This is a genomic window from Microcystis sp. LEGE 00066, assembly GCF_015207925.1.
GTDB lineage: Bacteria > Cyanobacteriota > Cyanobacteriia > Cyanobacteriales > Microcystaceae > Microcystis > Microcystis ichthyoblabe_A.
In genome coordinates this window covers 1-25,406 of record NZ_JADEVX010000052.1, presented here as the reverse complement: position 1 = coordinate 25,406, position 25,406 = coordinate 1, and the positions used below count along the sequence as shown (strand labels likewise).

At 40.3% G+C, this 25,406-nt stretch carries 32 protein-coding genes and 3 pseudogenes; 21 read left to right on the top strand and 14 right to left on the bottom strand.

The genetic code is table 11. The annotated features are described in order from the left end of the window. Positions 1 to 45 precede the first annotated feature (45 nt). Positions 46 to 882, bottom strand: coding sequence for an acyl-ACP--UDP-N-acetylglucosamine O-acyltransferase (lpxA, locus tag IQ224_RS09625; RefSeq protein WP_036401272.1), 837 nt, complete (start codon positions 880 to 882; stop codon positions 46 to 48). A 150-nt stretch (positions 883 to 1,032) separates the two neighbouring features. On the opposite strand from lpxA, the gene IQ224_RS09620 reads away from it, so the two are divergent. Then, on the top strand, positions 1,033 to 2,352 hold the full coding sequence (locus IQ224_RS09620; RefSeq protein ID WP_194032876.1) for a four-carbon acid sugar kinase family protein: 1,320 nt from the start codon (positions 1,033 to 1,035) through the stop codon (positions 2,350 to 2,352). Here the strand turns inward: IQ224_RS09620 and IQ224_RS24010 are convergent. Next, a complete protein-coding gene (locus IQ224_RS24010; RefSeq protein WP_228036163.1) occupies positions 2,320 to 2,550 on the bottom strand; it encodes a hypothetical protein in 231 nt (76 codons plus the stop codon). The two genes, IQ224_RS09620 and IQ224_RS24010, sit on opposite strands and share 33 nt — an antisense overlap. Positions 2,551 to 3,064: 514 nt before the next feature. Here IQ224_RS24010 and IQ224_RS09615 point away from each other — a divergent pair. The 5 genes and pseudogenes from IQ224_RS09615 to IQ224_RS09600 all read left to right on the top strand — a co-directional run bounded on the left by IQ224_RS09615 (position 3,065) and on the right by IQ224_RS09600 (position 5,433). Further along, on the top strand, positions 3,065 to 3,403 hold the full coding sequence (locus IQ224_RS09615) for a XisI protein (RefSeq protein WP_004161684.1): 339 nt from the start codon (positions 3,065 to 3,067) through the stop codon (positions 3,401 to 3,403). Between the two features lie 134 nt (positions 3,404 to 3,537). Continuing rightward, positions 3,538 to 3,666 (top strand): annotated as a pseudogene (locus IQ224_RS24005) (DUF433 domain-containing protein); the annotation flags it as partial. A gap of 38 nt (positions 3,667 to 3,704) precedes the next feature. After that, positions 3,705 to 4,037, top strand: coding sequence for a type II toxin-antitoxin system HicB family antitoxin (locus IQ224_RS09610; RefSeq protein ID WP_228036162.1), 333 nt, complete (start codon positions 3,705 to 3,707; stop codon positions 4,035 to 4,037). Between the two features lie 73 nt (positions 4,038 to 4,110). Further along, positions 4,111 to 4,245, top strand: coding sequence for a hypothetical protein (locus tag IQ224_RS24570; RefSeq protein WP_255527418.1), 135 nt, complete (start codon positions 4,111 to 4,113; stop codon positions 4,243 to 4,245). Positions 4,246 to 4,749: 504 nt separating this feature from the next. After that, on the top strand, positions 4,750 to 5,433 hold the full coding sequence (locus tag IQ224_RS09600) for a hypothetical protein (protein ID WP_194032875.1): 684 nt from the start codon (positions 4,750 to 4,752) through the stop codon (positions 5,431 to 5,433). Between the two features lie 136 nt (positions 5,434 to 5,569). Here the strand turns inward: IQ224_RS09600 and IQ224_RS09595 are convergent, their stop codons facing one another. From IQ224_RS09595 to IQ224_RS24000, 4 genes are all read right to left on the bottom strand, one after another. Continuing rightward, positions 5,570 to 5,797: a type II toxin-antitoxin system YhaV family toxin gene (locus tag IQ224_RS09595; protein ID WP_228036161.1), complete on the bottom strand. Its 228-nt coding sequence runs from the start codon at positions 5,795 to 5,797 to the stop codon at positions 5,570 to 5,572. A gap of 86 nt (positions 5,798 to 5,883) precedes the next feature. Continuing rightward, a complete protein-coding gene (locus tag IQ224_RS09590; RefSeq protein ID WP_002733868.1) occupies positions 5,884 to 6,198 on the bottom strand; it encodes a HigA family addiction module antitoxin in 315 nt (104 codons plus the stop codon). A 16-nt stretch (positions 6,199 to 6,214) separates the two neighbouring features. Next, the gene (locus IQ224_RS09585) at positions 6,215 to 6,496 is read right to left on the bottom strand and encodes a type II toxin-antitoxin system RelE/ParE family toxin (RefSeq protein ID WP_002744781.1); all 282 of its coding nucleotides are present in this window, start codon (positions 6,494 to 6,496) and stop codon (positions 6,215 to 6,217) included. Positions 6,497 to 6,526: 30 nt separating this feature from the next. Continuing rightward, positions 6,527 to 6,685: a hypothetical protein gene (locus tag IQ224_RS24000; RefSeq protein WP_002744779.1), complete on the bottom strand. Its 159-nt coding sequence runs from the start codon at positions 6,683 to 6,685 to the stop codon at positions 6,527 to 6,529. A gap of 177 nt (positions 6,686 to 6,862) precedes the next feature. Here IQ224_RS24000 and IQ224_RS09580 point away from each other — a divergent pair, with 177 nt between their 5' ends. From IQ224_RS09580 to IQ224_RS09535, 10 genes are all read left to right on the top strand, one after another. Then, on the top strand, positions 6,863 to 7,255 hold the full coding sequence (locus IQ224_RS09580; RefSeq protein WP_002744778.1) for a hypothetical protein: 393 nt from the start codon (positions 6,863 to 6,865) through the stop codon (positions 7,253 to 7,255). 12 nt (positions 7,256 to 7,267) lie between these two features. Continuing rightward, positions 7,268 to 8,095 carry a septum site-determining protein MinC gene (gene minC, locus IQ224_RS09575; protein ID WP_002744776.1) on the top strand — a complete coding sequence of 276 codons (828 nt, stop codon included), beginning with the start codon at positions 7,268 to 7,270 and terminating at the stop codon, positions 8,093 to 8,095. Between the two features lie 306 nt (positions 8,096 to 8,401). After that, positions 8,402 to 9,202 (top strand): septum site-determining protein MinD, encoded by an 801-nt coding sequence (minD, locus tag IQ224_RS09570; RefSeq protein ID WP_002744774.1) that lies wholly within the window; start codon positions 8,402 to 8,404, stop codon positions 9,200 to 9,202. A 29-nt stretch (positions 9,203 to 9,231) separates the two neighbouring features. Then, positions 9,232 to 9,519: a cell division topological specificity factor MinE gene (gene minE, locus IQ224_RS09565; RefSeq protein WP_002744772.1), complete on the top strand. Its 288-nt coding sequence runs from the start codon at positions 9,232 to 9,234 to the stop codon at positions 9,517 to 9,519. Then, positions 9,516 to 9,734, top strand: coding sequence for a hypothetical protein (locus tag IQ224_RS09560; protein WP_002744770.1), 219 nt, complete (start codon positions 9,516 to 9,518; stop codon positions 9,732 to 9,734). Before minE ends, IQ224_RS09560 begins: the two co-directional genes overlap by 4 nt. A 267-nt stretch (positions 9,735 to 10,001) precedes the next feature. Then, positions 10,002 to 13,058: a phosphoenolpyruvate carboxylase gene (ppc, locus tag IQ224_RS09555; RefSeq protein WP_194032874.1), complete on the top strand. Its 3,057-nt coding sequence runs from the start codon at positions 10,002 to 10,004 to the stop codon at positions 13,056 to 13,058. 444 nt (positions 13,059 to 13,502) lie between these two features. Continuing rightward, the gene (gene glyA / locus IQ224_RS09550; RefSeq protein WP_194032873.1) at positions 13,503 to 14,786 is read left to right on the top strand and encodes a serine hydroxymethyltransferase; all 1,284 of its coding nucleotides are present in this window, start codon (positions 13,503 to 13,505) and stop codon (positions 14,784 to 14,786) included. Between the two features lie 78 nt (positions 14,787 to 14,864). After that, positions 14,865 to 15,929, top strand: a complete 1,065-nt coding sequence (locus IQ224_RS09545; protein ID WP_002732067.1) for a glycosyltransferase family 4 protein — start codon at positions 14,865 to 14,867, stop codon at positions 15,927 to 15,929. Positions 15,930 to 15,996: 67 nt separating this feature from the next. Beyond that, the gene (locus tag IQ224_RS09540; RefSeq protein WP_002744761.1) at positions 15,997 to 16,317 is read left to right on the top strand and encodes a hypothetical protein; all 321 of its coding nucleotides are present in this window, start codon (positions 15,997 to 15,999) and stop codon (positions 16,315 to 16,317) included. Positions 16,318 to 16,383: 66 nt separating this feature from the next. Then, positions 16,384 to 16,680: a DUF4164 family protein gene (locus IQ224_RS09535; RefSeq protein WP_002744759.1), complete on the top strand. Its 297-nt coding sequence runs from the start codon at positions 16,384 to 16,386 to the stop codon at positions 16,678 to 16,680. Between the two features lie 129 nt (positions 16,681 to 16,809). On the opposite strand, the gene IQ224_RS09530 is transcribed toward IQ224_RS09535, so the two are convergent. Both IQ224_RS09530 and IQ224_RS09525 read right to left on the bottom strand, forming a co-directional pair. Next, complete coding sequence (locus tag IQ224_RS09530; RefSeq protein ID WP_084989913.1) at positions 16,810 to 18,366, bottom strand: ATP-binding protein; 1,557 nt, start codon at positions 18,364 to 18,366, stop codon at positions 16,810 to 16,812. A 70-nt stretch (positions 18,367 to 18,436) separates the two neighbouring features. Then, positions 18,437 to 18,721 carry a hypothetical protein gene (locus IQ224_RS09525; RefSeq protein WP_002742048.1) on the bottom strand — a complete coding sequence of 95 codons (285 nt, stop codon included), beginning with the start codon at positions 18,719 to 18,721 and terminating at the stop codon, positions 18,437 to 18,439. 300 nt (positions 18,722 to 19,021) lie between these two features. On the opposite strand from IQ224_RS09525, the gene IQ224_RS09520 reads away from it, so the two are divergent. Both IQ224_RS09520 and IQ224_RS09515 read left to right on the top strand, forming a co-directional pair. Beyond that, on the top strand, positions 19,022 to 19,228 hold the full coding sequence (locus IQ224_RS09520; RefSeq protein WP_228036160.1) for an AbrB family transcriptional regulator: 207 nt from the start codon (positions 19,022 to 19,024) through the stop codon (positions 19,226 to 19,228). Further along, the gene (locus IQ224_RS09515) at positions 19,207 to 19,599 is read left to right on the top strand and encodes a type II toxin-antitoxin system death-on-curing family toxin (RefSeq protein WP_194032877.1); all 393 of its coding nucleotides are present in this window, start codon (positions 19,207 to 19,209) and stop codon (positions 19,597 to 19,599) included. Before IQ224_RS09520 ends, IQ224_RS09515 begins: the two co-directional genes overlap by 22 nt. Here IQ224_RS09515 and IQ224_RS24565 read toward each other — a convergent pair. From IQ224_RS24565 to IQ224_RS23995, 5 genes and pseudogenes are all read right to left on the bottom strand, one after another. Then, entirely contained in the window at positions 19,596 to 19,718 is a 123-nt protein-coding gene (locus IQ224_RS24565; protein WP_002793363.1) for a hypothetical protein, read from the bottom strand. The two genes, IQ224_RS09515 and IQ224_RS24565, sit on opposite strands and share 4 nt — an antisense overlap. Positions 19,719 to 19,829: 111 nt before the next feature. After that, positions 19,830 to 20,054, bottom strand: a complete 225-nt coding sequence (locus tag IQ224_RS09510; protein WP_002742047.1) for a hypothetical protein — start codon at positions 20,052 to 20,054, stop codon at positions 19,830 to 19,832. A 331-nt stretch (positions 20,055 to 20,385) separates the two neighbouring features. Then, the gene (locus tag IQ224_RS09505) at positions 20,386 to 21,444 is read right to left on the bottom strand and encodes a restriction endonuclease subunit S (protein ID WP_370583142.1); all 1,059 of its coding nucleotides are present in this window, start codon (positions 21,442 to 21,444) and stop codon (positions 20,386 to 20,388) included. A 29-nt stretch (positions 21,445 to 21,473) separates the two neighbouring features. Further along, positions 21,474 to 23,540 carry a class I SAM-dependent DNA methyltransferase gene (locus IQ224_RS09500; protein ID WP_228036159.1) on the bottom strand — a complete coding sequence of 689 codons (2,067 nt, stop codon included), beginning with the start codon at positions 23,538 to 23,540 and terminating at the stop codon, positions 21,474 to 21,476. 168 nt (positions 23,541 to 23,708) lie between these two features. Then, positions 23,709 to 23,792 (bottom strand): annotated as a pseudogene (locus IQ224_RS23995) (DUF433 domain-containing protein); the annotation flags it as partial. A gap of 92 nt (positions 23,793 to 23,884) precedes the next feature. Between IQ224_RS23995 and IQ224_RS09495 the strand changes: the two are divergent. From IQ224_RS09495 to IQ224_RS09485, 3 genes are all read left to right on the top strand, one after another. Continuing rightward, a complete protein-coding gene (locus IQ224_RS09495) occupies positions 23,885 to 24,085 on the top strand; it encodes a hypothetical protein (RefSeq protein ID WP_002742043.1) in 201 nt (66 codons plus the stop codon). Between the two features lie 322 nt (positions 24,086 to 24,407). Beyond that, positions 24,408 to 24,635, top strand: coding sequence for a hypothetical protein (locus IQ224_RS09490; protein WP_002734104.1), 228 nt, complete (start codon positions 24,408 to 24,410; stop codon positions 24,633 to 24,635). Beyond that, a complete protein-coding gene (locus tag IQ224_RS09485) occupies positions 24,610 to 24,894 on the top strand; it encodes a type II toxin-antitoxin system RelE/ParE family toxin (RefSeq protein ID WP_002742040.1) in 285 nt (94 codons plus the stop codon). The genes IQ224_RS09490 and IQ224_RS09485 overlap by 26 nt, the downstream gene beginning before the upstream one ends. A 120-nt stretch (positions 24,895 to 25,014) precedes the next feature. Here the strand turns inward: IQ224_RS09485 and IQ224_RS09480 are convergent. Next, positions 25,015 to 25,406 (bottom strand): annotated as a pseudogene (locus tag IQ224_RS09480) (hypothetical protein); the annotation flags it as partial.

Here is a 25,406-nt window from a genome sequence, read left to right as displayed (position 1 = left end):
ACACCCCACACCCCACACCCCACAGACTGTTCCTCAATCAATAAATTATTTCCCCGGAATTAAACCGCGACGTTTTTCTCCTGTGGTAGAGGATTGTAAAAATTGACAGAGATGTTGAACATGGGGGTTATCGGTTAAGAGAGAAACTTGTTCTAAAGCCTCCTGAAGATTTATATTAGAACGATAGATAATCCGAAAAGCTTTTTTCAGTAAAGCTAAATCTTCATCGGTAAAACCGGCCCTTTGTAAACCGACTAAATTAAGAGTTCGCACGCGACAGGGATTGCCTTCCACTAAAGTAAAAGGGGGAACATCGCGATCAATACGACTCATTCCTCCTAACATGGCCATTTTGCCAATATGAACAAATTGATGTACTCCTAAAACCCCCCCGATAACTGCTTTTGATTCGATCTGGACATGACCGGCCAAGGCGACACTATTAGCGATAATAATGTTATCTTGCAAAATACAATTATGGGCAACGTGAACATAGGCCATTAATAAATTATTACTGCCAATTTGGGTAACTTCTCCCGTATCCGTGGCACGATTAATCGTGACAAACTCGCGAATTTGGTTATAATCACCAATTTCTACGCTACTTTCGCCCCCTTTATACTTTAAATCCTGTGGTTCATTACCAATAACAGCCCCAGAAAAAATATGATTACCCTTGCCAATTTTAGTCGGACCCTCAATGACCACATGGGCATCAATAATTGTATCAGCTTCAATTTCCACATTGGCCCCGATCACAGCATAGGGACCAACTTTAACCTTGGGATCAAGTTTTGCCGACGGATGGATAACCGCAGTGGGGTGAATTAACGTATTCAAAGGGAAGTCTCCCGCGCTCAACTTCGTCACTGTATGAATCATGGTATAGCTTATCCTATATTGGACAGATTGTGATCAAGATTGATAGCGGTTGCTTAGGGAGGGGACGACTTTAATGGGGAACCAGAACCCGATAAACTATTAACCAGATTCTCTTGGTTCCTTCGTCCCTCCCATCCTGATAAAAAATATATGAGCAATAATAGACCTAAAATTATAGTCTTAGATGATGACCCCACAGGTTCCCAAACAGTCCATAGTTGTCTGTTATTGATGCGGTGGGATGAAGATACTCTCCGCTTGGGATTGGCAGATAATGCGCCAATTTTCTTTGTTTTGACCAATACTCGCGCTTTAACCCCCGAAAAAGCCGAGTCTGTCACCAGAGAAGTCTGTCATAACCTGAAAACTGCCTTAACTAAAGAGGGAATCGAGGATTTTTTGGTGGTTAGTCGTTCCGATTCTACCCTGCGCGGGCATTATCCGATCGAAACTGATGTTATTGCCGAAGAATTGGGCGGTTTTGATGCTCATTTCCTGATTCCAGCCTTTTTTGAGGGGGGGAGAATCACTCGCGATAGTATTCACTATTTAATCATCGATGGCGTTCCCACTCCCGTCCACGAGACGGAATTCGCTCGCGATTCGGTTTTTGCCTACCACTACAGTTATCTGCCGGATTATGTGGAGGAGAAAACGAAAGGGAAAATTAAAGCAGATGATGTGGAGAGATTTTTACTGGCAGATATCCGTCAAGGTAGTTTAGAACGACTGCAAAAGCTCAAAAATAATCAATGTGGGGTGGTAGATGGGGAAACTCAAGCGGATCTCGATCGCTTTGCCGAAGATATTTTAACCGCCGCAGGGGAGGGAAAAAAATTTTTATTCCGCAGTGCCGCCAGTATTTTAACTTCTTTGGCTAATTTAGGAACTCAACCGATCGCACCCGAATCTATGGGTAAGTATAAGCCCACGGGGGAAGCCGGGGCAATTATCGTCGGTTCCCACGTCAAAAAAACTACCCAACAATTAGATGAACTGCTTCAACAACCCAACACCGTCGGAGTCGAAATCGATGTGACGGCATTGCGCGATCGTCCCGAGCAACGAGATCAACTCCTAGCACAAGTTCTGGAAAAAGTCAAGCTTATTCACAAAAATAAACAAACCCCCGTGATCTATACCAGTCGGCAAGAGTTAACCTTTGCTTCTGTGCAGAAACGTCTTGATTTTGGGGTTGCCGTCTCCACCCTGTTAATGGACATTGTTAAGGGTTTACCCAGTGACATCAGTTTTTTAATCAGTAAAGGCGGAATTACCTCCAATGATGTCTTAAGTACGGGTTTAAGCCTGCAATCGGCCCGTTTACTCGGTCAGATTCTCCCCGGTGTCTCCATGGTCCGCACAGCAGCCGATCATCCCCTCTTTCCTAATTTACCTGTGGTTCTTTTCCCGGGTAACGTTGGTGATGTCCAAGCTTTAGCCACAGTTTATCAACGTTTGTGTCAATAGGAGGCAATCAGTGATCAGTGAGCAGATGTAAGTTTTCAGGTTCTTCGTTACTTGGTATGGTTCGATAGGGGGGCATAAATCGACTAAATCCTTATCTGGCAAGAGATTTAATTGATTAGTTCGCTCTAGATCAAAAACAATTGACAAAAATCGCCAAATGTCTTTCTCTATAAGGGTTCCATCTCTTATAACCTCCATTCATTGCATAACACAAACCGAAGAGCCAAATCTCGAATGTAATTTTTTCGTCTTCAAGCTGAGGTGCTTGAGACGCATGACTTCTCGGACTTGTTCTAACAGTCGAGGGGATTGTGCTTCTTCTGTCATCAGCAAATGCGGTAAAATCCACTTGAAGGGAATACTAGACCACCCGCTGCGGTAATTATGCCCAAATTGAGGTGATTAAACCGCACGGTGCGGTATTAAGATCAGCCGTAGGGTGCGTTCCTTAATGCAACTTTTCCCACTCCACAGATAGATTTTGGGGAACGCACCATGATCCATGAATTCCTTAAAGTGCGATCGCGCTTTAGGCTGTAACCGTGGACGCGATCGCTCAAGTTAAAATGGAAAGGCGATCGATGACAAAGAGGTCAAATCTATGACAGTGCGACAACCCCGCTACAATCAAGAAGAGTTTGCTCGACGTGGCGATGAGATTTATCAAACTCAGGTTGTTGATTTTTGATCAAAACACCCAGGAGATAGATCGATGGATAGATTAATCGAAAAATACCGTCAAATTATCAAAGATGTCCTTTCCGAATATATCAACATTGATTATGCTTATGGGGACATCAAAAATGAAGCAATATTTGATGATACAAACAATCGTTATATTATCCTTTCTTTAGGGTGGCAGAAAAATAAACGAATTCATGGATGCTTAATCCATGTTGAAATTATTGATGATAAAATATGGATTCAAAGAGATGGCACAGAAGATGGCATTGCTTACGAATTAGAAAAAGCGGGAATCCCTAAAAAACAGATGGTTTTAGGATTTCACGATTCTGATGTTAGAAAATATACAGATTATGCAATATGTTAATTTGATTGTGAATCAAGAAAATATTGTTGATACTTCTGCTTTAATCGCTTTTTTTGTCCGTTCCGAAACTCATCACCAAACTGCCCAACAGTGTTTTGGAGTAACATGAAGTTAGTTTCTAGGAGGCTTAGGGTATGACTATGACAACAAATACACAAGCAGCAATCATTCGTACAGAGCGCGGACTGACGATCGCCGGAACACGCATCACCATTTATGATGTTATGGACTATGTAACCGCCCAATACCCGCCCAAATTCATTCACAAAACCTCCCCTCCCTCTCGGCTACATTGCCAAGGTTGCAGCTAACCCAATTATTCTGTACAATTAACACGGTAGCAGAACGGAGCGAGATCGATATGTTAGTGCGTTATTCTTTAAGTGATTATATAGAAACAGCGATCGCCACTTCGGAAATTGAACAGTTAGAAGATGGTAGCTATGTTGGGAGAATACCAGACTGTCAAGGTGTAATCGCTTTTGGAGATAGCTTATCAGAATGTCAATCTGAGTTGCGATCAACCCTAGAAGATTGGATTTTAGTAGGATTAAAATTAGGTCATACTTTACCTGTAATTGCCGGGATAGATCTTAATCAGGAGTACGTTTGTGAGTCGCTTGATCCCGTGTAAAAGGAGAGATTTTATTAAAAAACTGCGTAAATTAGGTTTTGAGAAGCTCCAATCAGGTACAAGACATGAATTTATGGTTTACCAACAGCATCGTCTGACTATTCCCTCTAATTCTGAGTATTCTGTACCTCAATTGAGAATGATGATTCGGGAGGTTGAAACTATTATTGCTCGTCAGATAAATATTGATGAATGGAATGAACTTTAAATTAAATTTAAACCTAAAATATAAGCGATCGCTGCTCTTGTAGCACAATTGTCGTTCTCAGACTTGACAATAGGTGACGTTTGTTGTTCAATATGTTAAAATCTCGAATGCAATTTTTCCGTCTTCAAGCTAAAGTGCTTGAGTCGCATGACTTCTCGAACTCGTTCTAACAGTCGAGGGGATTGTGCTTCTTCTGTCATCAGCAAATGCGGTAAAATCCACTTGAAGGGAATACTAGACCACCCTCTGCGGTAATTATGCCCAAATTGAGGTGATTAAACCGCACGGTGCGGTATTAGGTATGATTAAGGGGGTGTTAGACCGATGCAAGTGGGATAGTAAGATAAATCAGGGTGCTAGACCGCAGTGAGCGGTATAATTAATAGTTATGCGGCTTCAGTTATTGGTTGCAGAAGTAATTGGTAGGCTATCTGTTGGTGTCCACAGTTAACTTAACTGTAGTTATCGACTCCACGGTTCTTCACGCATTTATGAGAAAAAAATATGAGAAAAGAAATTGCAATTTACAGTTTTTTGCTTGGCATTTCAATTGTAGCTGGAATCTACCTCTATAGTCGTCTTAGTCTTAGTAATCTTCCTAATTCGGCTCCGCATTCCCTGGGCGTTGTGGAAGAGATAGTGAGTAATCTTGAATGGGGAAACATTGCGTTTGATACACCCAAGAAAATGAAGTTTGAAGAACCTAAAACTATCGAGTTACTTCTATCACCAACCAAATCTGTCCAAGAGCTTCAATCTTCTTTGAAGTCTCATGAACAAACTGAGTCAGCACGGATACAAATATCAAATCGAATGGAAGCAGACCTTTCGGGACTAGGTTTTAAGATTGAGGCATTAGTTCCACAGGAACAGGCTGTTTATAGAGGTAAAACAACGCAGTGGAAATGGGAAGTCACCCCGACGAAAGATGGGGATCAGAATCTGTATCTTACGCTGTCAGCCATTATCAATGTATCGAATCAAAAAGTGCCACTTGTGATACGAACATTTGATAAGACAATTGAAGTAGAGGTTTCTGTAGGTCAGCGTATCTCAACTTTTGTTGCGGGTAATTGGCAGTGGTTATGGGCAAGTATTCTTGTACCACTATCTCCTTTTCTCTGGAAGTGGTATCAAAAAAAGCGGGGCAAAAAGCAGCCGCCTAACAACCCTGGTGCAGCGGATTGACTCAAGCCGCCTAGGTGAGATGCTAAAGATCTCGGCAACTGCTGAACGTGGACGTTAGACCTCAATCTTTCTGTGGAGGCGCAGTTGAAAGTGTATCTGTGGGTTACGATCGCTTTTTCAACCACCTTATCACTAGCTAATCTTCTTGGCTATCAAGGATTAAAGCGTCAAGAGAACTGGGAAAATCACCTCGCTGAACTATTTTTGTGAAAACTTTGTAACAATCATTTTTATCCCCTTGTTTGCGAGGATAGCCTAGCCATAAAACAAAAATAGCTTTATACTTCTTGGTTTGTATAGTGCGATCGCCGCTCTTGTAGGGTGCGTTACACTTCGTTAACGCACCTAATCTATGGTTATTCAATAATTGATTTAATGGTGGATTACGCTGCGCTAATCCACCCTACGGGGGGTTAAAATTATTATTCTTCCCCTATTTCTTCGGTTATGCTACAGTGCTTGTGAAGCAGCATAGACTTTTACTTCCTTCTCTAAACGTTCTCTGAGCCTATCTTTTTCTACTTCAATATCATACCTTGTTTGAAGATTCATCCAGAACCTTTCAGACATACCAAAATAACGGGAAAGCCTTAAGGCAATATCAGCAGTAATTCCTCGCTTTTCCTCGATAATTTCCTTGATTTGCTCTATTGGTACATTAAGATCTTCTGCCAAACGTTCTTGGCTAATTTCCATCGGTTTGAGAAATTCTTCTAACAGAATCTCACCAGGATGAATGGGGGCTAATAATTTTTTCTCAGTCATGATTATTGAGTAACAATTAATGATAATCGACTATTTCTACATTGTAGGCGTTGCCATTTTTCCAAATAAAACAGATCCGCCACTGATCGTTAATTCGGATACTATGCTGATTTTTTCTATCTCCTGAGAGTTTTTCCAACCGATTAGATGGAGGAATGTATAAATCCTGTAAAGTTTCGGCCGCGTCTAAAACTTCTAGCTTTCTCCGAGCATTTCGTTGAATATCTTGAGGTAATTTTCGTGAAAATTTACGTTTGAATACCTGCTCTGTCTCCTTAGATGCAAAAGTCTTAATCATCAATAATTAGGAAAATGCACTACTATCATATCATCTTAGTGCGATCATCGATCTCATGCTAACGTTATCACTGAAACTAGGCTCAGGTCCAGGCAGCATGGGAGTCAAGCGATATCCCTGTTCTTGATACCAGTCATCCACCAGGACATAAATAATAGTCAAGAGGGTGGGAGCATCTATCCTATTCATGGGAGGCCTCATGCTTTGGAGTGATTACCTTTATCGTGATGCCTCCCTTTGATTTTACAAACCTCTCTATCTCGCATCAGCCGTAATTCCTAATTTATAATTCCTAATTCCCACTGCTGCCGGCTGCTCAAGGTTCATAATTAAAGAAACATCTTTACTGATAGCCAGTTAATTTTTATGAAAACTGTTGCCGATACGGACTTGCAAAGGCTAGAAGACTTAATTATCAACGGACAAAAAGCGATCGAGACTCGTTTCACGGCGATCGAAACTCGTTTCACAGCGATCGAGACTCGTTTCACGGCGATCGAGAATAGTATCGTCGAAATTAAAGCTGATATTGGCGAAATTAAAGCTGATATCAAGGAAATCAAGCAAGATGTTAAATCCCTAGAGATAGGACAGGCAAAATTAACCGAAAGAGTCGAAGGGATGGATAATCGCCTCAAAATAGTCGAGGGCAGTCAAAAAAATCAAATTTGGGCATTGATAACCATTTTAGGCGGTTCACTGATTACCGCTTCCGTCGGTTTGCTGATCGCTATTTTGCGCTTTGTCTTGTTTAAGTAAAAAATTATCTTTATGGATGAAACTAAAACCGGAATAAATCAAGAAATCGACCTAGAAACCGAAAAAATTGAGCCATCAGCCTCGGTAAGGTCAAGATACGCCCAAATTCACCTAAAAAGTGAGGGCGAGAAATTGGTGCTAATTTTACCCGAAACCGGCGCCGGGGAGACAAGTCAGGATTGGACAGATATCTTGACAGGATTGAAATATTATCTCCGTAATAGCGGTCAAAACTGCCCCGCTAGAACACCTGTACACTTACAGGCAAGCGATCGCCTGATGGATACGCGGCAACTACAAGCGATCGCCACAATTTTAGACAGCGCCGAATTACCCCTACATACCATCCAAACCCAAAGAAGACAAACCGCAGTGGCAGCGGCAACTATGGGTTACAATGTCGAACAAATGCGATCGAGTCCCACGGTTTTCGGGGACGAGCAACCGCTGCCATCCCTCCTCGCCGAACCTTTGTACTTAAAAACTACCCTGCGATCGGGTGTAGAAATCCGTCACCCCGGTACAGTTATAATCATGGGCGATGTCAACCCCGGCGGATCGATTGTCGCTGATGGCGATATATTAGTTTGGGGGAGTTTACGCGGTGTGGCCCATGCGGGATTCCGCGGCGATCGAGCGGCGCTAATCATGGCCCTGCGAATCGATTTAACTCAACTGAGGATCGCGGAATTGGTGGCACGGGCCCCGGCTTTAAATAGCGATCGCATAGAACCAGAAATCGCCTGTATCAGCGAAGGAGGAATCCGCATCATTGGGGCTTATAATTTTTCCAGAACCTACACCTTTAAAGATAAAGTGGGGTGGGTCGAAAAAAGGTGATCAGTGACTGGTAAACAGTGATCAGTGACCAGTGAGCAGTAAACAGTGAGCAGTAAACAGTGAGCAGTAAACAGTGATTCAGTGACTGGTAAAAATAGCGATTAACTGCGTTGAAATGAAAAACTCTATCAAACCAATAACCGATAACTGATAACTGATAACTGATAGCTGATAACTGATAACTGATAACTGATAACTGATAGCTGATAACTGATAACTGATAGCTGATAACTGATAGCTGATAACTGATAGCTGATAACTGATAGCTGATAACTGATAACTGATAACTGATAACTGATATAAATTATGGCTCGTGTAATTGTGGTGACATCGGGAAAGGGAGGAGTCGGTAAAACGACGGTAACGGCGAACTTAGGTTCAGCCTTATCTGAATTAGGCTGTCGAGTCGCCCTTGTCGATGCCGATTTCGGACTGAGAAATCTCGATTTATTGTTAGGATTAGAACAGCGTATCGTTTATACTGCCCTCGATGTGGTGGCGGGAGATTGTAGCCTTGATAAAGCTTTAGTTAAGGATAAAAGACAGGAAAATCTGGTCTTATTACCGGCGGCACAAAACCGCACCAAAGAGGCGATTACTGCCGATCAAATGAAGGATTTAGTCGCCCAATTGTCAAAAAGTTATGACTATGTGTTGATTGATTGCCCGGCAGGAATTGAAATGGGTTTTCGCAATGCGATCGCTGCCGCCCAAGAAGCGATCATCGTTACTACCCCAGAAATGTCGGCGGTGAGAGATGCCGATCGCGTGGTAGGATTACTAGAAAGCGAGGATATTAAAGGTATCCGTCTGATTGTCAACCGGCTGCGGCCGGAAATGATCCAACTTAATCAGATGATCAGCGTCGAGGATATTCTCGACTTATTGGTAATTCCCCTGTTGGGGATTATTCCCGACGATCAAAGAATTATTATTTCCACTAATAAAGGAGAACCATTAGTATTAGAGGAGAAGACTTCTCTCCCCTCTATGGCCTTTAGAAACATTGCCCAACGTTTACAGGGTCGCGATGTGCCGTTTCTAGATTTAATGGCCGGTCAGGAAGGTTTTCTTACCCGTCTGCGTCGTCGCTTGTTTGGGCCTTAAACTCTCTCATCTCAACCCTTTAACCTACTATGAATGACCTGATCGATAAACTTCTAGCATGGCGCGGTTCGGGCAAAAGTGGCGACCAAGCTAAAAAACGCTTAAAACTTATTCTGGCCCACGATCGCGCCGATCTTAGTCCCGAAATTCTCGATATGATGCGTCAAGAAATCTTAGAAGTGGTCGGTCGTTATCTTGATATCGACACCGAGGAAACCGAGTTACTCCTAGAAAGTGACCAACGAACTACCGCCCTGATTGCTAATTTTCCGATTCGTCGCATCAAACGCCGTCCTTTAACCGAGAAATTGCCATGAAAACTCAACCGATCGAGCTTTGGCTTAGTCTAGCGGTCAGTCCCTTTCTTCTCTCCTATCTGGCCTTGCGATCCCTCAATCATTGGTTAATTGAATTGGGCCAGGAAAGTGAGGAATTGTTTCGCGGCGATCGCTTGCCCCTTCTCAATATTCCCGAGCAGTTACCGGTCAACAGTGACCAAATAATCCAAGAAAAAAGTCCTTTTGCCCCCTGAAAAGAGGCAATAATAGTGAAATTTTTGTTAAAAATAGGAAAAAATGTGATTCTTTGGCATACAATCTCATTTTTGACAAACCGTAAAGAACTAATCCCGATATATCAGTAATCAGTGATCAGTTATCAGTTATCAATGATCAGATTTGAGTTTTCAGTGAATATTATTAAGGGGCAAGTTCTGAGCTTTCTTTTTACTGATGACTGTTTACTGATGACTGATGACTGTTTACTGATTACTGTTTACTGATTACTGATTACTGAAATTATGAGCGTCCTTGTCCCCTCAACCGAAACCGAACAGGATATTTTCCCCACTTCCAACCTGTTTTTGCAGCAAAGACTGAAATTAATCGAAGATTTATGGAAAGAAGTCTTGATCTCCGAATGTGGTCAAGAATTAGTCGATTTACTGGAATTACTGCGCCATCTCTGTTCTGAGGAAGGACAAGTGACCGATGATAGTGCGGAGGCAACGATCGCCAAAATGATCGAAGACTTGGAACTAGGGGAAGCAATCAAAGTTACCCGCGCTTTTGCCCTCTATTTCCAGTTAATCAATATTATTGAACAACACTACGAACAAAGGGATCAGCAACTACTGCGACGGACGGTGATCGGGGAAGAAAACGAAAGTCCCAAGACAGACCCACCGCAAAAAAGCCTTTTAGCCACCATTGTCGGGGCCGATTGGCTAGAAAAAACCCTGAACGAGTCCGATCACTCCGGCCCAAAATCGGGACTATTTCACTGGTTATTTCCCTATCTCAAACAGGTGAACGTCCCTCCCCAGGAAATTCAGCGTCTTCTCGATCAATTAGATATTCGTCTGGTTTTTACAGCCCACCCCACGGAAATTGTCCGTCATACCATTCGCATTAAACAGCGCCGCATTTCGGGCATTCTCGAAAAACTCGACCAAGCAGAAGAAATCTTTCGTAGTATGGGGTTAACTAACTCCAGAGAAGCACAGACAGTCACCAAACAGTTAAAAGAAGAAATACGTTTCTGGTGGCGAACAGATGAACTACATCAATTTAAACCCACCGTCGTCGATGAGGTGGATTATGCCCTGCACTACTTCGATGAAGTTCTCTTTGATTCCCTACCCCAGTTAACCCTGCGTCTGCAGCAAAGCCTACAATCCTCTTTTCCCCGTTTACAAGCGCCGAAAAATAACTTCTGTCGCTTTGGTTCTTGGGTTGGGGGGGATCGGGATGGCAATCCCTCCGTTACCCCCGAAGTCACCTGGAAAACCTGCTGTTATCAGCGCAATCTCGTTATTAAAAAATATCTCGATGCTATTCGCGACCTGACCAGTATTTTAAGCGCCTCCCTGCACTGGTGTCACGTCTTGCCGGAGTTGCTGGACTCCCTGGACAGAGATAAACAGCAAATGCCCGAAATCTATAGCCAGTTAGCAATACGCTACCGTCAGGAACCCTATCGCCTCAAATTGGCCTTTATTCAAAAACGTCTGGAAAATACCCGCGATCGCAATAATCGCCTCAATGACCCGGAAGAACGACAATTATTAACTAAACTCAACGAAACCAACATCTATCGCTCCGGTTCCGAGTTTTTAGCCGAATTAAAGCTATTACAGCGCAGTCTCCTTCAAACCGGTCTTTCCTGTCAAGAACTGGATCAACTGATTGCCCAAGTGGAGATTTTTGGCTTTGTCCTGACTCAGTTAGATTTTCGGCAGGAATCCACCCGTCACGCCGAATGTATCGAAGAAATCGCCGCCTATCTCGGAGTTTTACCCAAACCCTACGGCCAATTAAGCGAATCAGAAAAAATCGCCTGGTTAGTGGCGGAATTAAAAACCCGTCGGCCTTTAATTCCCCGGGAAATGCCCTTTTCGGAAAGAACCTGCGAAACCATTGAAACCCTGCGAGTTTTAAGAAGTCTGCAAGGGGAATTCGGTCTGGAAATCTGCCAAACCTACATTATCAGCATGACCAACGAGGCCAGCGATGTGCTAGAAGTGCTGTTATTAGCCCAAGAAGCCGGGTTATACGACCCCGCCACTAGCCGCAGTTCCCTCCGCATTGTTCCCCTCTTTGAAACCGTCGATGACCTCAAACACGCCCCCGGCATCATGCAGACTTTGTTTGAATTGCCCCTCTACCGGGCAGCCCTAGCCGGCGGTTACGACCATTTAGGGGCTTTAAACGGGGAGGACGTGACCCCGGAACCGGCCATCCTCGAACCGAGTAATTTACAGGAGATTATGGTGGGTTACTCCGATAGTAATAAAGATTCCGGCTTTTTAAGCAGTAATTGGGAAATTCATAAAGCTCAGAAGGCTTTACAGAAAACCGCTAAACAATACGGCGTGGATCTACGTCTTTTTCATGGCCGGGGCGGTTCCGTCGGGCGCGGTGGTGGACCGGCCTACGCCGCTATCCTCGCCCAACCCCGGGGAACTATTAACGGTCGCATTAAAATCACGGAACAGGGCGAGGTTTTAGCCTCGAAATACTCTTTACCGGAATTGGCCTTGTATAACCTCGAAACCGCCGTAACGGCGGTCATACAGGCAAGTTTACTGGGCAGTGGTTTTGATGATCTCGAACCCTGGAATCGCATCATGGAGGACTTGGCCACCCGTTCACGGCAAACCTATCGCAGTTTGATTTATGAAGAACCGGACTTTTTAGACTTCTTTCTGTCCGTAACTCCCATTCCTGAAATTAGTCTTTTACAGATTAGTTCCCGACCAGCGCGCCGGAAAAGTGGTCAACAGGATTTAAGTACCCTGCGGGCAATTCCCTGGGTGTTTAGTTGGACGCAAACCCGTTTTCTTTTACCGGCTTGGTATGGTTTAGGGACAGCTTTACAGATGTTTCTCGATGATTCTCCTAGCAGAAATTTGGAATTGTTACGCCATTTTTATCACAAGTGGCCTTTCTTCCAGATGGTGATTTCTAAGGCAGAAATGACTTTATCAAAGGTGGATTTACAGATGGCCTATCACTACGTCAGTGAACTTTCTAAACAGGAAGATCGAGAACGTTTTCAACGTCTGTTTGAAAGGATTAAAGAGGAATATAATCGCACTAGCGAGATTGTTCTCCAGATCACCGGCGAGAAACATTTATTAGATAATGATCCGAGCTTACAGCGCTCGGTGCAGTTACGCAACGGTTCGATCGTTCCCCTCGGTTTCCTACAGGTGTCTCTCCTCAAGCGTTTACGTCAATACAATAGTCAAGCTCAATCCGGTGTGATTCATTTCCGCTATTCTAAAGAGGAGTTATTAAGGGGCGCTTTAATGACGATTAATGGTATTGCCGCAGGGATGAGAAATACCGGTTGATTACAGATAATTAATGGTAGTTTTCGGGTGGTTATCTTGAAGGTAATCCACCCTATTTTTAAAATTTGTCAACTTTTTGTAGAACTTCTACGAATACTAAATACGTTGAGTAACGCACAGAAAACGGGTTTCTCCGAGAAACCCGTTTTCTACTCATGCACTCATGCAAAAAGGGGAATAAATAATCAGTCTTTAATAACCAGATTTAGTATTACTTCCGATTTTATCACTTAATCCAAGCTTTTGGGGGGTTCTATTGGCTAATATTACTATCACTTATTGACTAAAAATGAAGATTTTACTGCTAACAGTTGACAATTGATGAGCGACCCCGAAGAGAGGCAATTAAGCTCACTGGTGTGTCGGAAGATTAGAGATTGTGCCAAAATGGAGAAAGTGACCCAAGGATTACAGGTAAATTGTTAAAAAAAGGATCGAGTAACCGTGACTGATACGAACTTAGATATACTATCCCTGACGGATCCAGCGATCGCAGGGATTTTGCAAAAAGAACTACAACGTCAAAGAGATCACCTAGAATTAATCGCTAGTGAAAACTTTACCTCGGCTGCCGTCATGGCCGCCCAGGGTTCGGTTTTAACCAACAAATACGCGGAAGGACTGCCAAAAAAACGCTACTATGGCGGTTGCGAATACATTGACGAAGCGGAACAATTAGCGATCAATCGGGTTAAACGACTATTTGGGGCAAACCACGCTAACGTACAACCCCACTCTGGCGCCCAAGCTAATTTCGCCGTTTTCCTGACCCTCTTGCAGCCTGGCGATACGATTATGGGTATGGATCTCTCTCACGGTGGTCATCTTACCCACGGTTCCCCCGTTAACGTTTCCGGAAAATGGTTCCGAGTAGTACAGTACGGAGTAAGTCCCGAAACCGAACTCCTCGACTACGATCTCATCCTTGACATCGCCCGCAAAGAAAAACCCAAACTAATTATCTGCGGTTATTCTGCCTACTCGCGCCGGATTGATTTCGAGAAATTCCGCGCCATCGCTGACGAAGTGGGGGCCTACTTGATGGCAGATATCGCCCATATTGCCGGTTTAGTGGCCACTGGTCATCATCCTAACCCCCTACCCCACTGTCATGTGGTCACTACCACCACTCACAAAACCCTGCGCGGTCCTAGGGGGGGGTTAATTATGACCAAAGACGAGGAATTAGGCAAAAAATTCGATAAATCCGTCTTCCCCGGTACCCAAGGCGGACCCCTAGAACACGTGATTGCGGCGAAAGCTGTGGCTTTTGGGGAAGCATTGAAACCGGAGTTTAAAATCTATTCGGGCCAAGTAATCGCTAATGCCCAAGCTTTGGCCGGTCAGTTGAAGGCTAGAGGGATTAAAATTGTCACTGATGGTACGGATAATCACTTGATGTTACTCGATTTAAGATCCGTGGGCATGACCGGGAAAGAAGCCGATCGCTTGGTGAGTACCATTAATATTACCGCTAATAAAAACACTGTTCCCTTCGATCCCGAGTCTCCCTTTGTCACCAGTGGTCTGCGCTTGGGTTCCCCGGCTATGACCACCAGAGGACTAGGAGAAACGGAATTTATCGAGATTGGCAACATTATCGCCGATATTCTCCTTAATCCAGGTGATGAAGCCCTGAGAACTGCTTGCCGTCAACGGGTAGCGAAACTCTGTGAAAGCTTCCCCCTCTATCCCCATCTCCATATTTCTGTCCCCGCCTTGGCCTAAAAAGAGAGATAATAAAAGTTCATAATTGGCGATTGCCTGTCAGTGGCCAATTGTGAATTAAATCGCCCCCCAATTCCCATGTCCGGAGATTTATACTATCTAATTGCTTTTCTGATCGCCCATACCGTTGTACTTTGGAGTACCCCCCTCGTCAGAACCGTCGGACTGAAAAGCGGTTACGTCGATAAACCAAACGAAAGGAAGGTCCATGAAAAGCCTATGGTTCGACTGGGGGGAGTTTCGATTTTTGTCGGCGCCTTAACTGCACTCCTGATCGTTTGGTGGTTGGGAGGGTTTGCCGGTTTAAACAGCGATCGAGAATGGGAAGTGTGGGGCGTAACCCTAGGCGGTTTGGGCTTTTTTCTCATCGGTCTAGCGGATGATCTTTTTAATCTTTCGCCCCTCAATCGTCTGGTAATGCAGTTTAGCGTCGCTTTTCTAGCTTGGCAAGCTGGGGTGAGGATCGATTTCCTCTCTATTCCCTTCGGCGATTTATTACAAATTCATTGGCTAAGTTTACCGATTACTCTCCTCTGGTTAGTGGGGATGGCTAACGCGATTAATTGGATTGACGGTTTAGATGGATTAGCGGCAGGGGTTTCGGGTATATCTGCTGTGGTGATTTTGATTGTAACTTTGGTGATGGGACAACCGGCCGCCGCTATTATCGCCGCCGCTTTAGCGGGTGGGGCCTTGGGTTTTCTGCGTTACAATTTTAACCCCGCCCAAATTTTTATGGGGGATGGTGGGGCCTATTTTATGGGTTTTACCCTGGCGGGTGTGGCGGTGATTGGATTGGCTAAAACTACTGCTGTGACTACCGTTGCCGTTACCGCCGTCTTACTACCCTATCTCATCCTCGCGGTTCCTCTCCTCGATATGTCCACGGTGATTATTTCCCGTCTCAAACGCGGAAAATCCCCTTTTGTGGCTGATAAACGTCATTTACACCACCGTTTACTAAAAGCGGGTATCTCTCACCGTCTGACAGTATTATTTATCTACGCCCTAACTCTCTGGGTGGGCAGTTTAGCCCTCGGTTTCTCCAATGTTCCCAGTGGTTGGGGTTTTGCCTTTGGTGCGACTCTCCTCCTCGGTTACGTCGGTTGGCAAGTCTGGCGCAATCGTGGCAGTGAACCGTAAGCCATCTTAAACTAGAAAAAAGATTAATAATTAAGATAGCGGCAGGATAACTCTGGGAGTTTACCAAATGTCTAACGAAACCGTAACTTATTCCCTTGAAACGGTCCTCAAGGAAATCAAAGACAGCATCAAGGAAGTCAACCACAAAGCTGATAGAATCGAGCAACGTCTGACAAAATTAGAAATCGGACAGGCAGAACTTAAAGGAGAAATTAAAGCTTTCGATGAGCGACTAAGCACAAAAATTGACGGATTGACCGCTAGAGTTGCCTATCAAGAGTTTACTAATCGAGGCATTTTGATCGCCCTTGTTGTTGCTATTTTAGGAGGAGCAGCTAAACTTTTTGGGTTTATTGGCAACCCCCAGAAGTTGCCCTTAGCATCATAAATTTTTCCTATCTTATTTTTTTCAGCAAGCCCTAATTAAAGTTATCAAAAGTAGGAGTTTAGTAAAATGTCTAACGAAACCGTAACTTATTCCCTTGAAACTGTCCTGACAAGGATTGAGGGAAAAATCGACTCTTTACAAAGAGATGTTAATGAGCGTCTAACTAAGCTAGAGATAGGACAATCAGAAATAAGAGGGGATATTAAGGCCCTAGATTCTAAAGTTATGGAAATAGAAAAGCCTATTGATGACCTGAATGCACGGGTGAATATTACCACTAATGGATTTCTTGGCATTGTCGGAATTTTGGTGACAGGAATACTAGGCATTCTGGGAAAAATCGTCTTTTTCCCTAATCCCTAAAAGTTGTCCTTAGTCTTTGTTTACTCTACAATTTTCAAGGATACAGAGAAAAATGATCTGCAAAAATCCCTCTTTCCGTTCTCCTCTCTGCGACTGTAGCGCCTCTGCGTCAAACAAAAAATATAAAACTCAAGCCCTAATTACAGTAATTCTATATTGATTTTCTGTCACCACAACTTCAGTGGATAATCTTTCTTCCATTGGTAAGGCATTTTTCCGTCTATCAAAGATAAATAACCAACCAAAATCTAAACCCAAACGTCCTAAATAAGATTCTAATTGTTCAATTCCGTCAGCTTGCGGATTGCGTTTTTTATCCCGCCATACTTTTAATTCAATCCCTAAAGTTACATCTTTATACTGCAAACATAAATCCATTCTATCGCTACCAATTGCATATTCCCTTTCTAAAACTCCCCCACCATTAATCACACGATGTAAAAAAGCCATTAATACTATATGTGGAGCGATTTCATGATAACCAGTGCTACCTAATAACGGTTCTCCGTGCTGTCGCCAAAATTTGAGAAATGCTGTTAATAAAGCATCTATATTTAATTCACCTTTTGCTGTCAACCAACTAGGACTAATTAAAGGTAAACTGTCCTGAGTTCCTTGTACTAAAACACGGGGAATAACTTCACGATAAATGGGGTTAGAAATAACTAATCCCCCCATCGGATCACGTCGTAATAATCCTAAATCTATTAAATATTGCCTATCATCTGCTAGGGTATCGGGTAAGGTTTGCCCTGCTAAAATTGGTTCAATAATGTTTTTAACTCGTTTTTCTCTGAGTTTTTCCGCTAAACTATCTAAATGAGTATCCTGACGAGCTATTAATATTTCTTTGGCTGTTAAAATATGTTCTTTGGTAATAGCGATATTTCTATCTTTTACCATTTTTTCTACAATTTCTTTAGCTAAAGCATTGACTAGCCAAGGTTGTCCTTGGGTTAAATAAAACACTGTTTCTATAGCTTCTGGTGTGAAAATTTGTCCAGTTGCTGCTGTATGTTGTTGATATAATTCTCCCACTTCTGCAAGATTAAAATTTCGCATAGTCAGAGAAGCAACTTTTATATTAAAAGGACTGGATGTATTTAATCTATCACTACCACCAGATGCTACTTTATAATCTCGCACATCTCGTAAACCAATTAATCCTACTGAGGTCGGAAAATTTTCAGGACGATTAGGAAACCCATCTCTTAACTGTCGTAAAACTGATATTAATGTTTGGTCTTGTAAAGAGTCAATTTCATCTATAAATAATACTATGGGACGATTGATAGCTTTTGCCCAAGCTGTTAAAAAATCGTTAATCCTATTTCCTGGTTCTTCCTGTTGCCATTGTTTAGCAGCTGGTTGTAATTCTTTAGGTAAACGGATATTTATTGTATTATACCATGCCCCTAAAATTGCTAATTCTGCGGCACTAGGATCATGATTAAATGCACTTCCTACTTCTACTGATACCATGACTGCGGCATAATTTCCGGTGTCGGTAAGTTGTTTTGCTAGGGATAACATAGCGGTGGTTTTCCCTGTTTGTCGTGGTGCATGAAGGACAAAATAACTTTCTTGTTCAATTAGCTCCTCTAAATCTGGTAATCGTACTGTGGGAGATAACATATAGTGGATATCGTCTTTACAGGGACCGGCAATATTAAACCAGCGAGTCATGGTATTTTGGCAGTGGGTGAACTCTTTAAGTTTACACTATCTATAATTATGTTGGTATCAAGCAAGATTTTCACAGGTTATGTTTCTCCTTTAAATATTCCCATTTAGCTTGATCTGGATCAAAATCAGGAGGTGCAGGTTGGGTTTTCTCAAACCAGTTTTGCAAAACCTTGATTTTAGTTGATCTTTTTGGTGTTTCTGGTGCTGATTCAGTGGTTAGGGTTGTGGTATGATCAAGGGTATCTGTAGCTGCCCAAACTACAATTTCCCCTTTTCTGGGGGGTAAATTCAGGGGTTCGGTAATTACTAAGTTACCAGATTGATCAATTTTTCCTTTGAGTTTGTATGCTTGCATGATGTTTTTCATGAGACTCTGTTTTTATATTATTATCTCAAATTGACTGAATTGGAGGTTATTAACTGAATGTACACCTTAAAAATTAGGGTTCTTCGGTTTGTCTTATGCAATAGACGGGAGTTATAAGGGATGGAACCCTTATAGAGAAAGACATTGGGCGATTTTTGTCAATTGTTTTTTATCTAAAGCGAACTAATCAATTAAATCCCTTACCAGATAAAGATTTTGTTGATTTATGCCCCCCTATCGAACCATAACAAGTAACGAAGAGCCAAAATTAGTAGAGTTGGAAATTCCTTGGCTATAACATTACCTCAAGAAGCTCTCGAAAAACTTAAAGTTCAAGAAGGAGACAGTGTATTTGTCACTGAAACACCAACAGGTATTATTATAACTGCTGGTAATCCTGATTTTGAAAAAGCAATGGAGGCTTACAGAAAAGTCAGCACAAAATACAGAAATGCACTTCATGAGTTAGGGAAATTAATGGAATTTTCTGGTTAGATGAAATAATTGTTAAAGCTATACATGAAGACCAATTAATACAGCATGGTGGTCTTGCAGGTGTGCGAGATAACAATTTGTTTTTAGCTAGTTTAGATAGACCGAAAAATTTACTTGCTTATGGTGAACCTACACCCAGTATATTTGATTTAGCTGCGGCTTATGGTTATAGATTTGCTAAAAATCATGCTTTTATAGATGGTAATAAACGGGTAGCTTTCGTAGTAATGGCTATCTTTCTGGAATTAAATGGATATTCGTTGGATGTTCCAGAACCCGAAGTTGTTTTAATAATGGAACGACTAGCAAACGGCCAAGAAAGTCAAGAAACTATATCAGAATGGCTGCGAGAAAATTCTATTAAATATTAAAGGTTATCTGTGGCTGCCCAAACTACAATTTCCACGTTTCTGGGGGGTAAATTCAGGGGTTTGGTAATCACTAAGTTACCAGATTGATCAATTTTTCCTTTGAGTTTGTATGCTTGCATGATGTTTTTTATGAGACTCTGTTTTTATATGATATCATATTGAACAAATTCATTTTAATAAACCTCATCATGACTGCCAATATCTATCAATAAAATAACCATTTCTAATAACTACTCATCTTGGGAGAAGTTAAAGATAATTCTACAGTTATAAGCAACAGAACAAGACCATAAACCTGCTAGTTCACCTCCTAATTTATGAGAATTCAAAGATGGTGTAAAAGGATCATCAGCCAAAATCCTTAATACATTAATAATTTGATTTTTTAATTCTGGATTTTTCTTTGTAATCTTCTTGAAAGACCTTTTAAATCCACTACTCCAAACAACTTCCATCATCATCTCCTAGTAAATCAGCAATCAAATCATCAACAGTTCCTCTCTTTGCTGTACCATTTTTAAAAGCCTGTTTTAGTTCCTCTGCATTAGTTAAAATTTCAGTTCGTTTTTGATTAATTCGTTGTTTTTACAGAAATTCAAATAAATAATCTCGATCTTCTGTGGGTAAATTTTCGATAGAATTAATAATTTCCTGTAACGTCATCATAGAACCTCCTAAATTAAGTAAATTCTAGCTTTGGTAATTCTATTTTAATCTATAAGTTCACTGGTTGGAGTTGTCATCGCCCAAAAATCAAGACTCACAATAATAGAGAGCGCACTATGCTTATTTATTTACGACTGTTTTTGTAGCCGCTATTTTTCTGTCAGCATACAAAACAACCTCTTTTATAACGAGTTTTTGAATAGCAGAGATAAAAGTTTCCATTATTGCGTAATTTGGTTGGTTGTTTTGGATTGGGAGTGAAATATTTAATTCATCTGCATCTTTTGCATAAAAATTTCTACCATAATTGAATTGACCATTGTAAGATGATTTGTGAATTGCAGTCGTTACAAAAATTGATGCTAGTTTTGGTAATTTTTCAGTATATACAACCGCAATATGGTCATCTCCTCCATATCTGTAATTTCTGTATTTTGCAGAACCAAACATATCAATAGTAGTTGTGTTTTTAGGAAAAATATTTACATCATTTCCAATAAATGCAGAAATACCCTCATCCGTTTCACCTGCTGTTACAAAAGGTAAATTTCCTGAAATTCTGTCTGCACTTTTTAATCGCTTGCCACGAGTAGATTTTCCAAATAATTTTTCAAGATTGAATGTACCCCATTTTATATTCTCAAAATCATCTAAAACCTGTTTTTCTTCATCTGTTAAAGTATAATCTTTTAATCCAGTAGCTAATAAATACGCTTCTAACTCCGCTATACGTTCTGCTTCTAACTCCGCTATAAAGCTTTCCATAAATTCAAAATCTATTTTGCCGTTGTTAGTAGGAAGCGAAATATTTAAGATATCAGCATCCTTGGCATAAAAATTTCTACCATAATGAAATTCCCCTGTATAGGATTTTTTATGAATTGCTGACGTTATAAAAATTGCAACAGGTTTAGGTAACTTTTGAGTATGCACAACCGCAATATGGTCGTCACAACCATATTTATAGTTCCGATATTTGGCAGAACCAAACATATCAATTGTTATTGTGTTCTCTGAAAAGACAGTGACATCATTTCCAATAAATGCAGAAATACCTTCGTCTTTTTCGCCTGCCGTTACAAAAGGTAAAGTTCCTGAAATTCTATCCTCACTTTTCAATCGTTTACCGCGAGTAGATTTTCCAAATAGTTCTTCGAGATTAAAAACTCCCCACTCCACATTTTTCAATTTCTCATGAAGTGGGGTTTCTACTTTCCCAATCTTTCCTCCTCTGTACTTTGTTGTCTTAGAATATTAGAAACTTCCCAAGCTAAATAATCACTTACTGTTTTCTTGAAATCCTGTAAAGTAGGTTTAGTGTCAATAGGTGCTGTTTGATTCCAGTCACTACCATTTTTGGGGTCAATAGTACCTTCATAATATTCTTTTTCAGTAAAAATATTGAGTTTGCTTTTACCAAAACGGACCAAGTTTACCAACTCTTCGTAGCGTTCTTTGGCGCAGTCAGTGTCTTTTAAGTTGTTGCTGGATTTTTTGCGATTGGTACGAGTGTAACCATCGTTTGAGAAATCAATAAACTTTACTATTTCATCTTTATGGTGTTTTTCATTGACTTTAAAAACATATATATTGGTTTGTACACTAGATTTCCCGATAAACAAGTCAATCGGCATTTTAATACTTGCCAAAAGGGTATGTTTTTCTAATATTTTTTTGTTGTATTCTTTAGCTCTACCTGAACCAGCAGAATTTTGAATAATAATAGCAGCATAACCTTTGTTCATCATTCCAAGGGCTTTTTCCACAAAGTTCATCCCATTACCATTCGCAGAATATGGAGGATTTAAGACAAAAGCATCAGCAGGGAATTTACTATTTGTTTGACCAAAACCGTAGTTTCCATCAAAATCTTTTATAGAGTCTTTATTTAAAATATTAGAGCTGCCGTCGCCCATCAAAATCATATTTAGAATTGCCAACATATACACACTTGAAAGCAATTCTAATCCCAGCAATTGCTCAGTTCTTATTTTAATTTCTTTTTGAGTAAGTTCTTGAGGCGAAGTAATATTATTTTTTGCATCAACAAGCATTTCATTCATTGCGGCAACTAATAAACCTGCCGAACCTGCGGCAAAATCCCACACATAAGAATCTTTGTTTACTCGCGCCAATTTTACTAAAAGAGTAGCGATATAAGATGGGGTAAGCACTACATCGTTTAGTTTATCTTGCGAAAAACCAAGCCAACTATACATTTCATTAAAAAGTTTTCCTGTAAAATCAGTAGTTAAGCCTATTTTGTAATATATTCCTAGATCATCTACAATTTTGCTAAAAACTCTTTTGAGTTGACTTTCACCATTTTCAACTTTATTGATATTTTCAGTTAATAATGTATTGGATAAAGTTCTGATGATTAAATCTTTCTTGTCTTGAGGTAAATCTTTTTTATTTAGAAAAGCATTAATTCGATTAATTAAAATATCTCCATCTTTTCCTCCAATAAATGTTTGTGATTTTAAATCATTTTTTTCAAGTACAGGAACTTCATTTGGGATACCAATTGTTGCAATAATTGAAGCTGCAACAAGATATACACGATCATTTTCTCCTAAACCTTTTTCGTTTTGATAAATATCATTGTTGAGTTTTACTAAACTGGCATCAATTTCTTTTTCTCTTTGCTCTTTTAGTTTGTCAATTTCTTCCTGTGATAGATTTAATGTTTTTACTTTCTCAATAAACTCATCAAAATTTTTAGGTGCTAAAAAAGAAAAATCGGAAAATTCTCCAACTATTTGTCCGACACCAAAGTTACTTTTAGAAACATAATATACACCGATTTCATGCCGTATTTTTCCAGTTTCATCTTTGTATCCCGTCATACCAATAGCTATTATACCAGTATAGCTTGTATGATGTAAAATAGCATTTGCATAATGTACTGCACCGTTTACAGCAAAAGAATTTATATTTCTCAAATGCGGCTCATTTTTATTGGTTCTATTCTCAACTTGTCCGTCACTGTCAAGTTTTACAAGTTTATCTTTATAGCCCTTGTACTCAATCAAAATAGGATAATAATTAAAGTTTTTGTCTTTCAGTAGAAGTTTTGCATCTGGACAATTTGCCCCTGCTCCGCCATTTTTAGTGAAATAATCAGAAAGTGCTTTGTCTATTTCAGTATTTAAAGATTCTTGTTCTAATTTATAATCTAAATTATAAGATTTAAGCCAACTATTACCTAAATCTGCAATATTTGGTTCTATTGATTGTGCCATTTTTCCCATTGTATTATCCCACTTTTTCAATTTTATTAAAAATAAATGCAGTAAAAAGTACAACTATTGATTATACAGAAACTTACGATATATTACCCCAAATAAGGATATTATTAATATTTTTTTTGTATAATATTTCCCAATAGTGCAATCATAAAACAATTTACGCATAATCCCTCTAAAAAGTCTATTATATGGATAAACTGTAATTCCCAAGCCCCGTACACAAGGCTTACCACCAGATTTATTGGGTTCAATTGTGATATAGTCTCTATAATTCATAATGTGGCAAGTGCATTTTTGCTAATCTTATGATACCATGTTGATACAAGCTTTTGGTTAGCTCTTGCCAATAAAAAAGATACAGTTAATATATGTCAACCATTGAACAAATTGAAGCAGCTATTTTGACGCTGCCACCAGAACAGTTTCAGCAGCTCTGGCAATGGATATTAGAGATAGACTACCAACGTTGGGATGAGCAGCTAGAACAAGACATCGCAGACGGCCAACTGGAGCCTTTAGCAGCAGAAGCGATCGCTGAGTTTAAAGCGGGACATTGCCGAGAACTCTGATGCACTACACAACCCGCAGATTTTGGAAATGCTATGAGGATTTACCCCCTCAAATTCAGAGTTTGTAGGGTGCGTTAGGAGCGCAAAAAGATTATAAAATATACAAATAAATTAAATACGCGACGTAACGCACCATTATTATTAAATAAGATTTTTAAAAACATAATAAAATAAATTATTTAGTAAATATGAGGTGCGTTACGCTGTCGCTAACACACCCTACAAATTATCTATTACATCAGAAGATTAATAACAGAAGTCGGGAATCTAAATTTTATCAGAATCACATATAATCAAATTGGGTAAATAACCAAAATAATCTATGAATACGTTAGAACTTCGTGAACAAATCCAAAAATATGTTGAACAACTGTCACCAGAAAAATTACTCGTAGCAGTTGATTTTTTAGCATATTTGGCAACAAGAGAAGATGATGCTACTCAAGAGTTATTAGAGATTGTAGGATTTAAAGAAAATTTTGATCATGCTAGAGAAAATGTAAAACAAGGAAAGGTGATTACTGTTGACAAACTTAAACGAAAATATTAATTATACTGTTGTTATTAGTATTGATGCAGGGGAGTTTTTTAAATCTGCTTCTGCTACTTTACAAAAAAAGTTAGATAGATGTTTTGAACGTTTAAAAATTAATCCTCGTAATCATCCTAATATAAAATCTCTCAAAGGTGAGTTATCAGGTTATTATCGTTATCGAGTAGGTGACTATAGAGTTATTTATGAAATTAATGATGATTTAAAACTGGTAACGATAATTTTTATCCCCCATAGAAGTAAAGTTTATCAATAGCTAAAAAATTAAGCAGCCAATTCTGTAGGGTGCGTTAATGAAATGCAACGTACCTTATAAATTCACCGTTAAATATCTTTGAAAAAAGCATTGTTTCCAAAAATACTTCATTTAAAACACTCACGCCCGAATTACAGTAATTCTATATTGATTTTCCGTCACCACCACCTCAGTGGATAATCTTTCTTCCATTGGTAAAGCATTTTTCCTCCTATCAAAGATAAATAACCAACCAAAATCTAAACCCAAACGTGCTAAATAAGATTCTAATTGTTCAATTCCATCAGCTTGCGGATCGCGTTTTTTATCCCGCCATACTTTTAATTCAATCCCTAAAATTACATCTTTATACTGCAAACATAAATCCATTCTATCGCTACCAATTGCATATTCCCTTTCTAAAACTCCCCCACCATTAACCACACGATGTAAAAAAGCCATTAATACAATATGTGGAGCGATTTCATGATATCCCGTACTACCTAATAAGGGTTCGACCTGTTGTCGCCAAA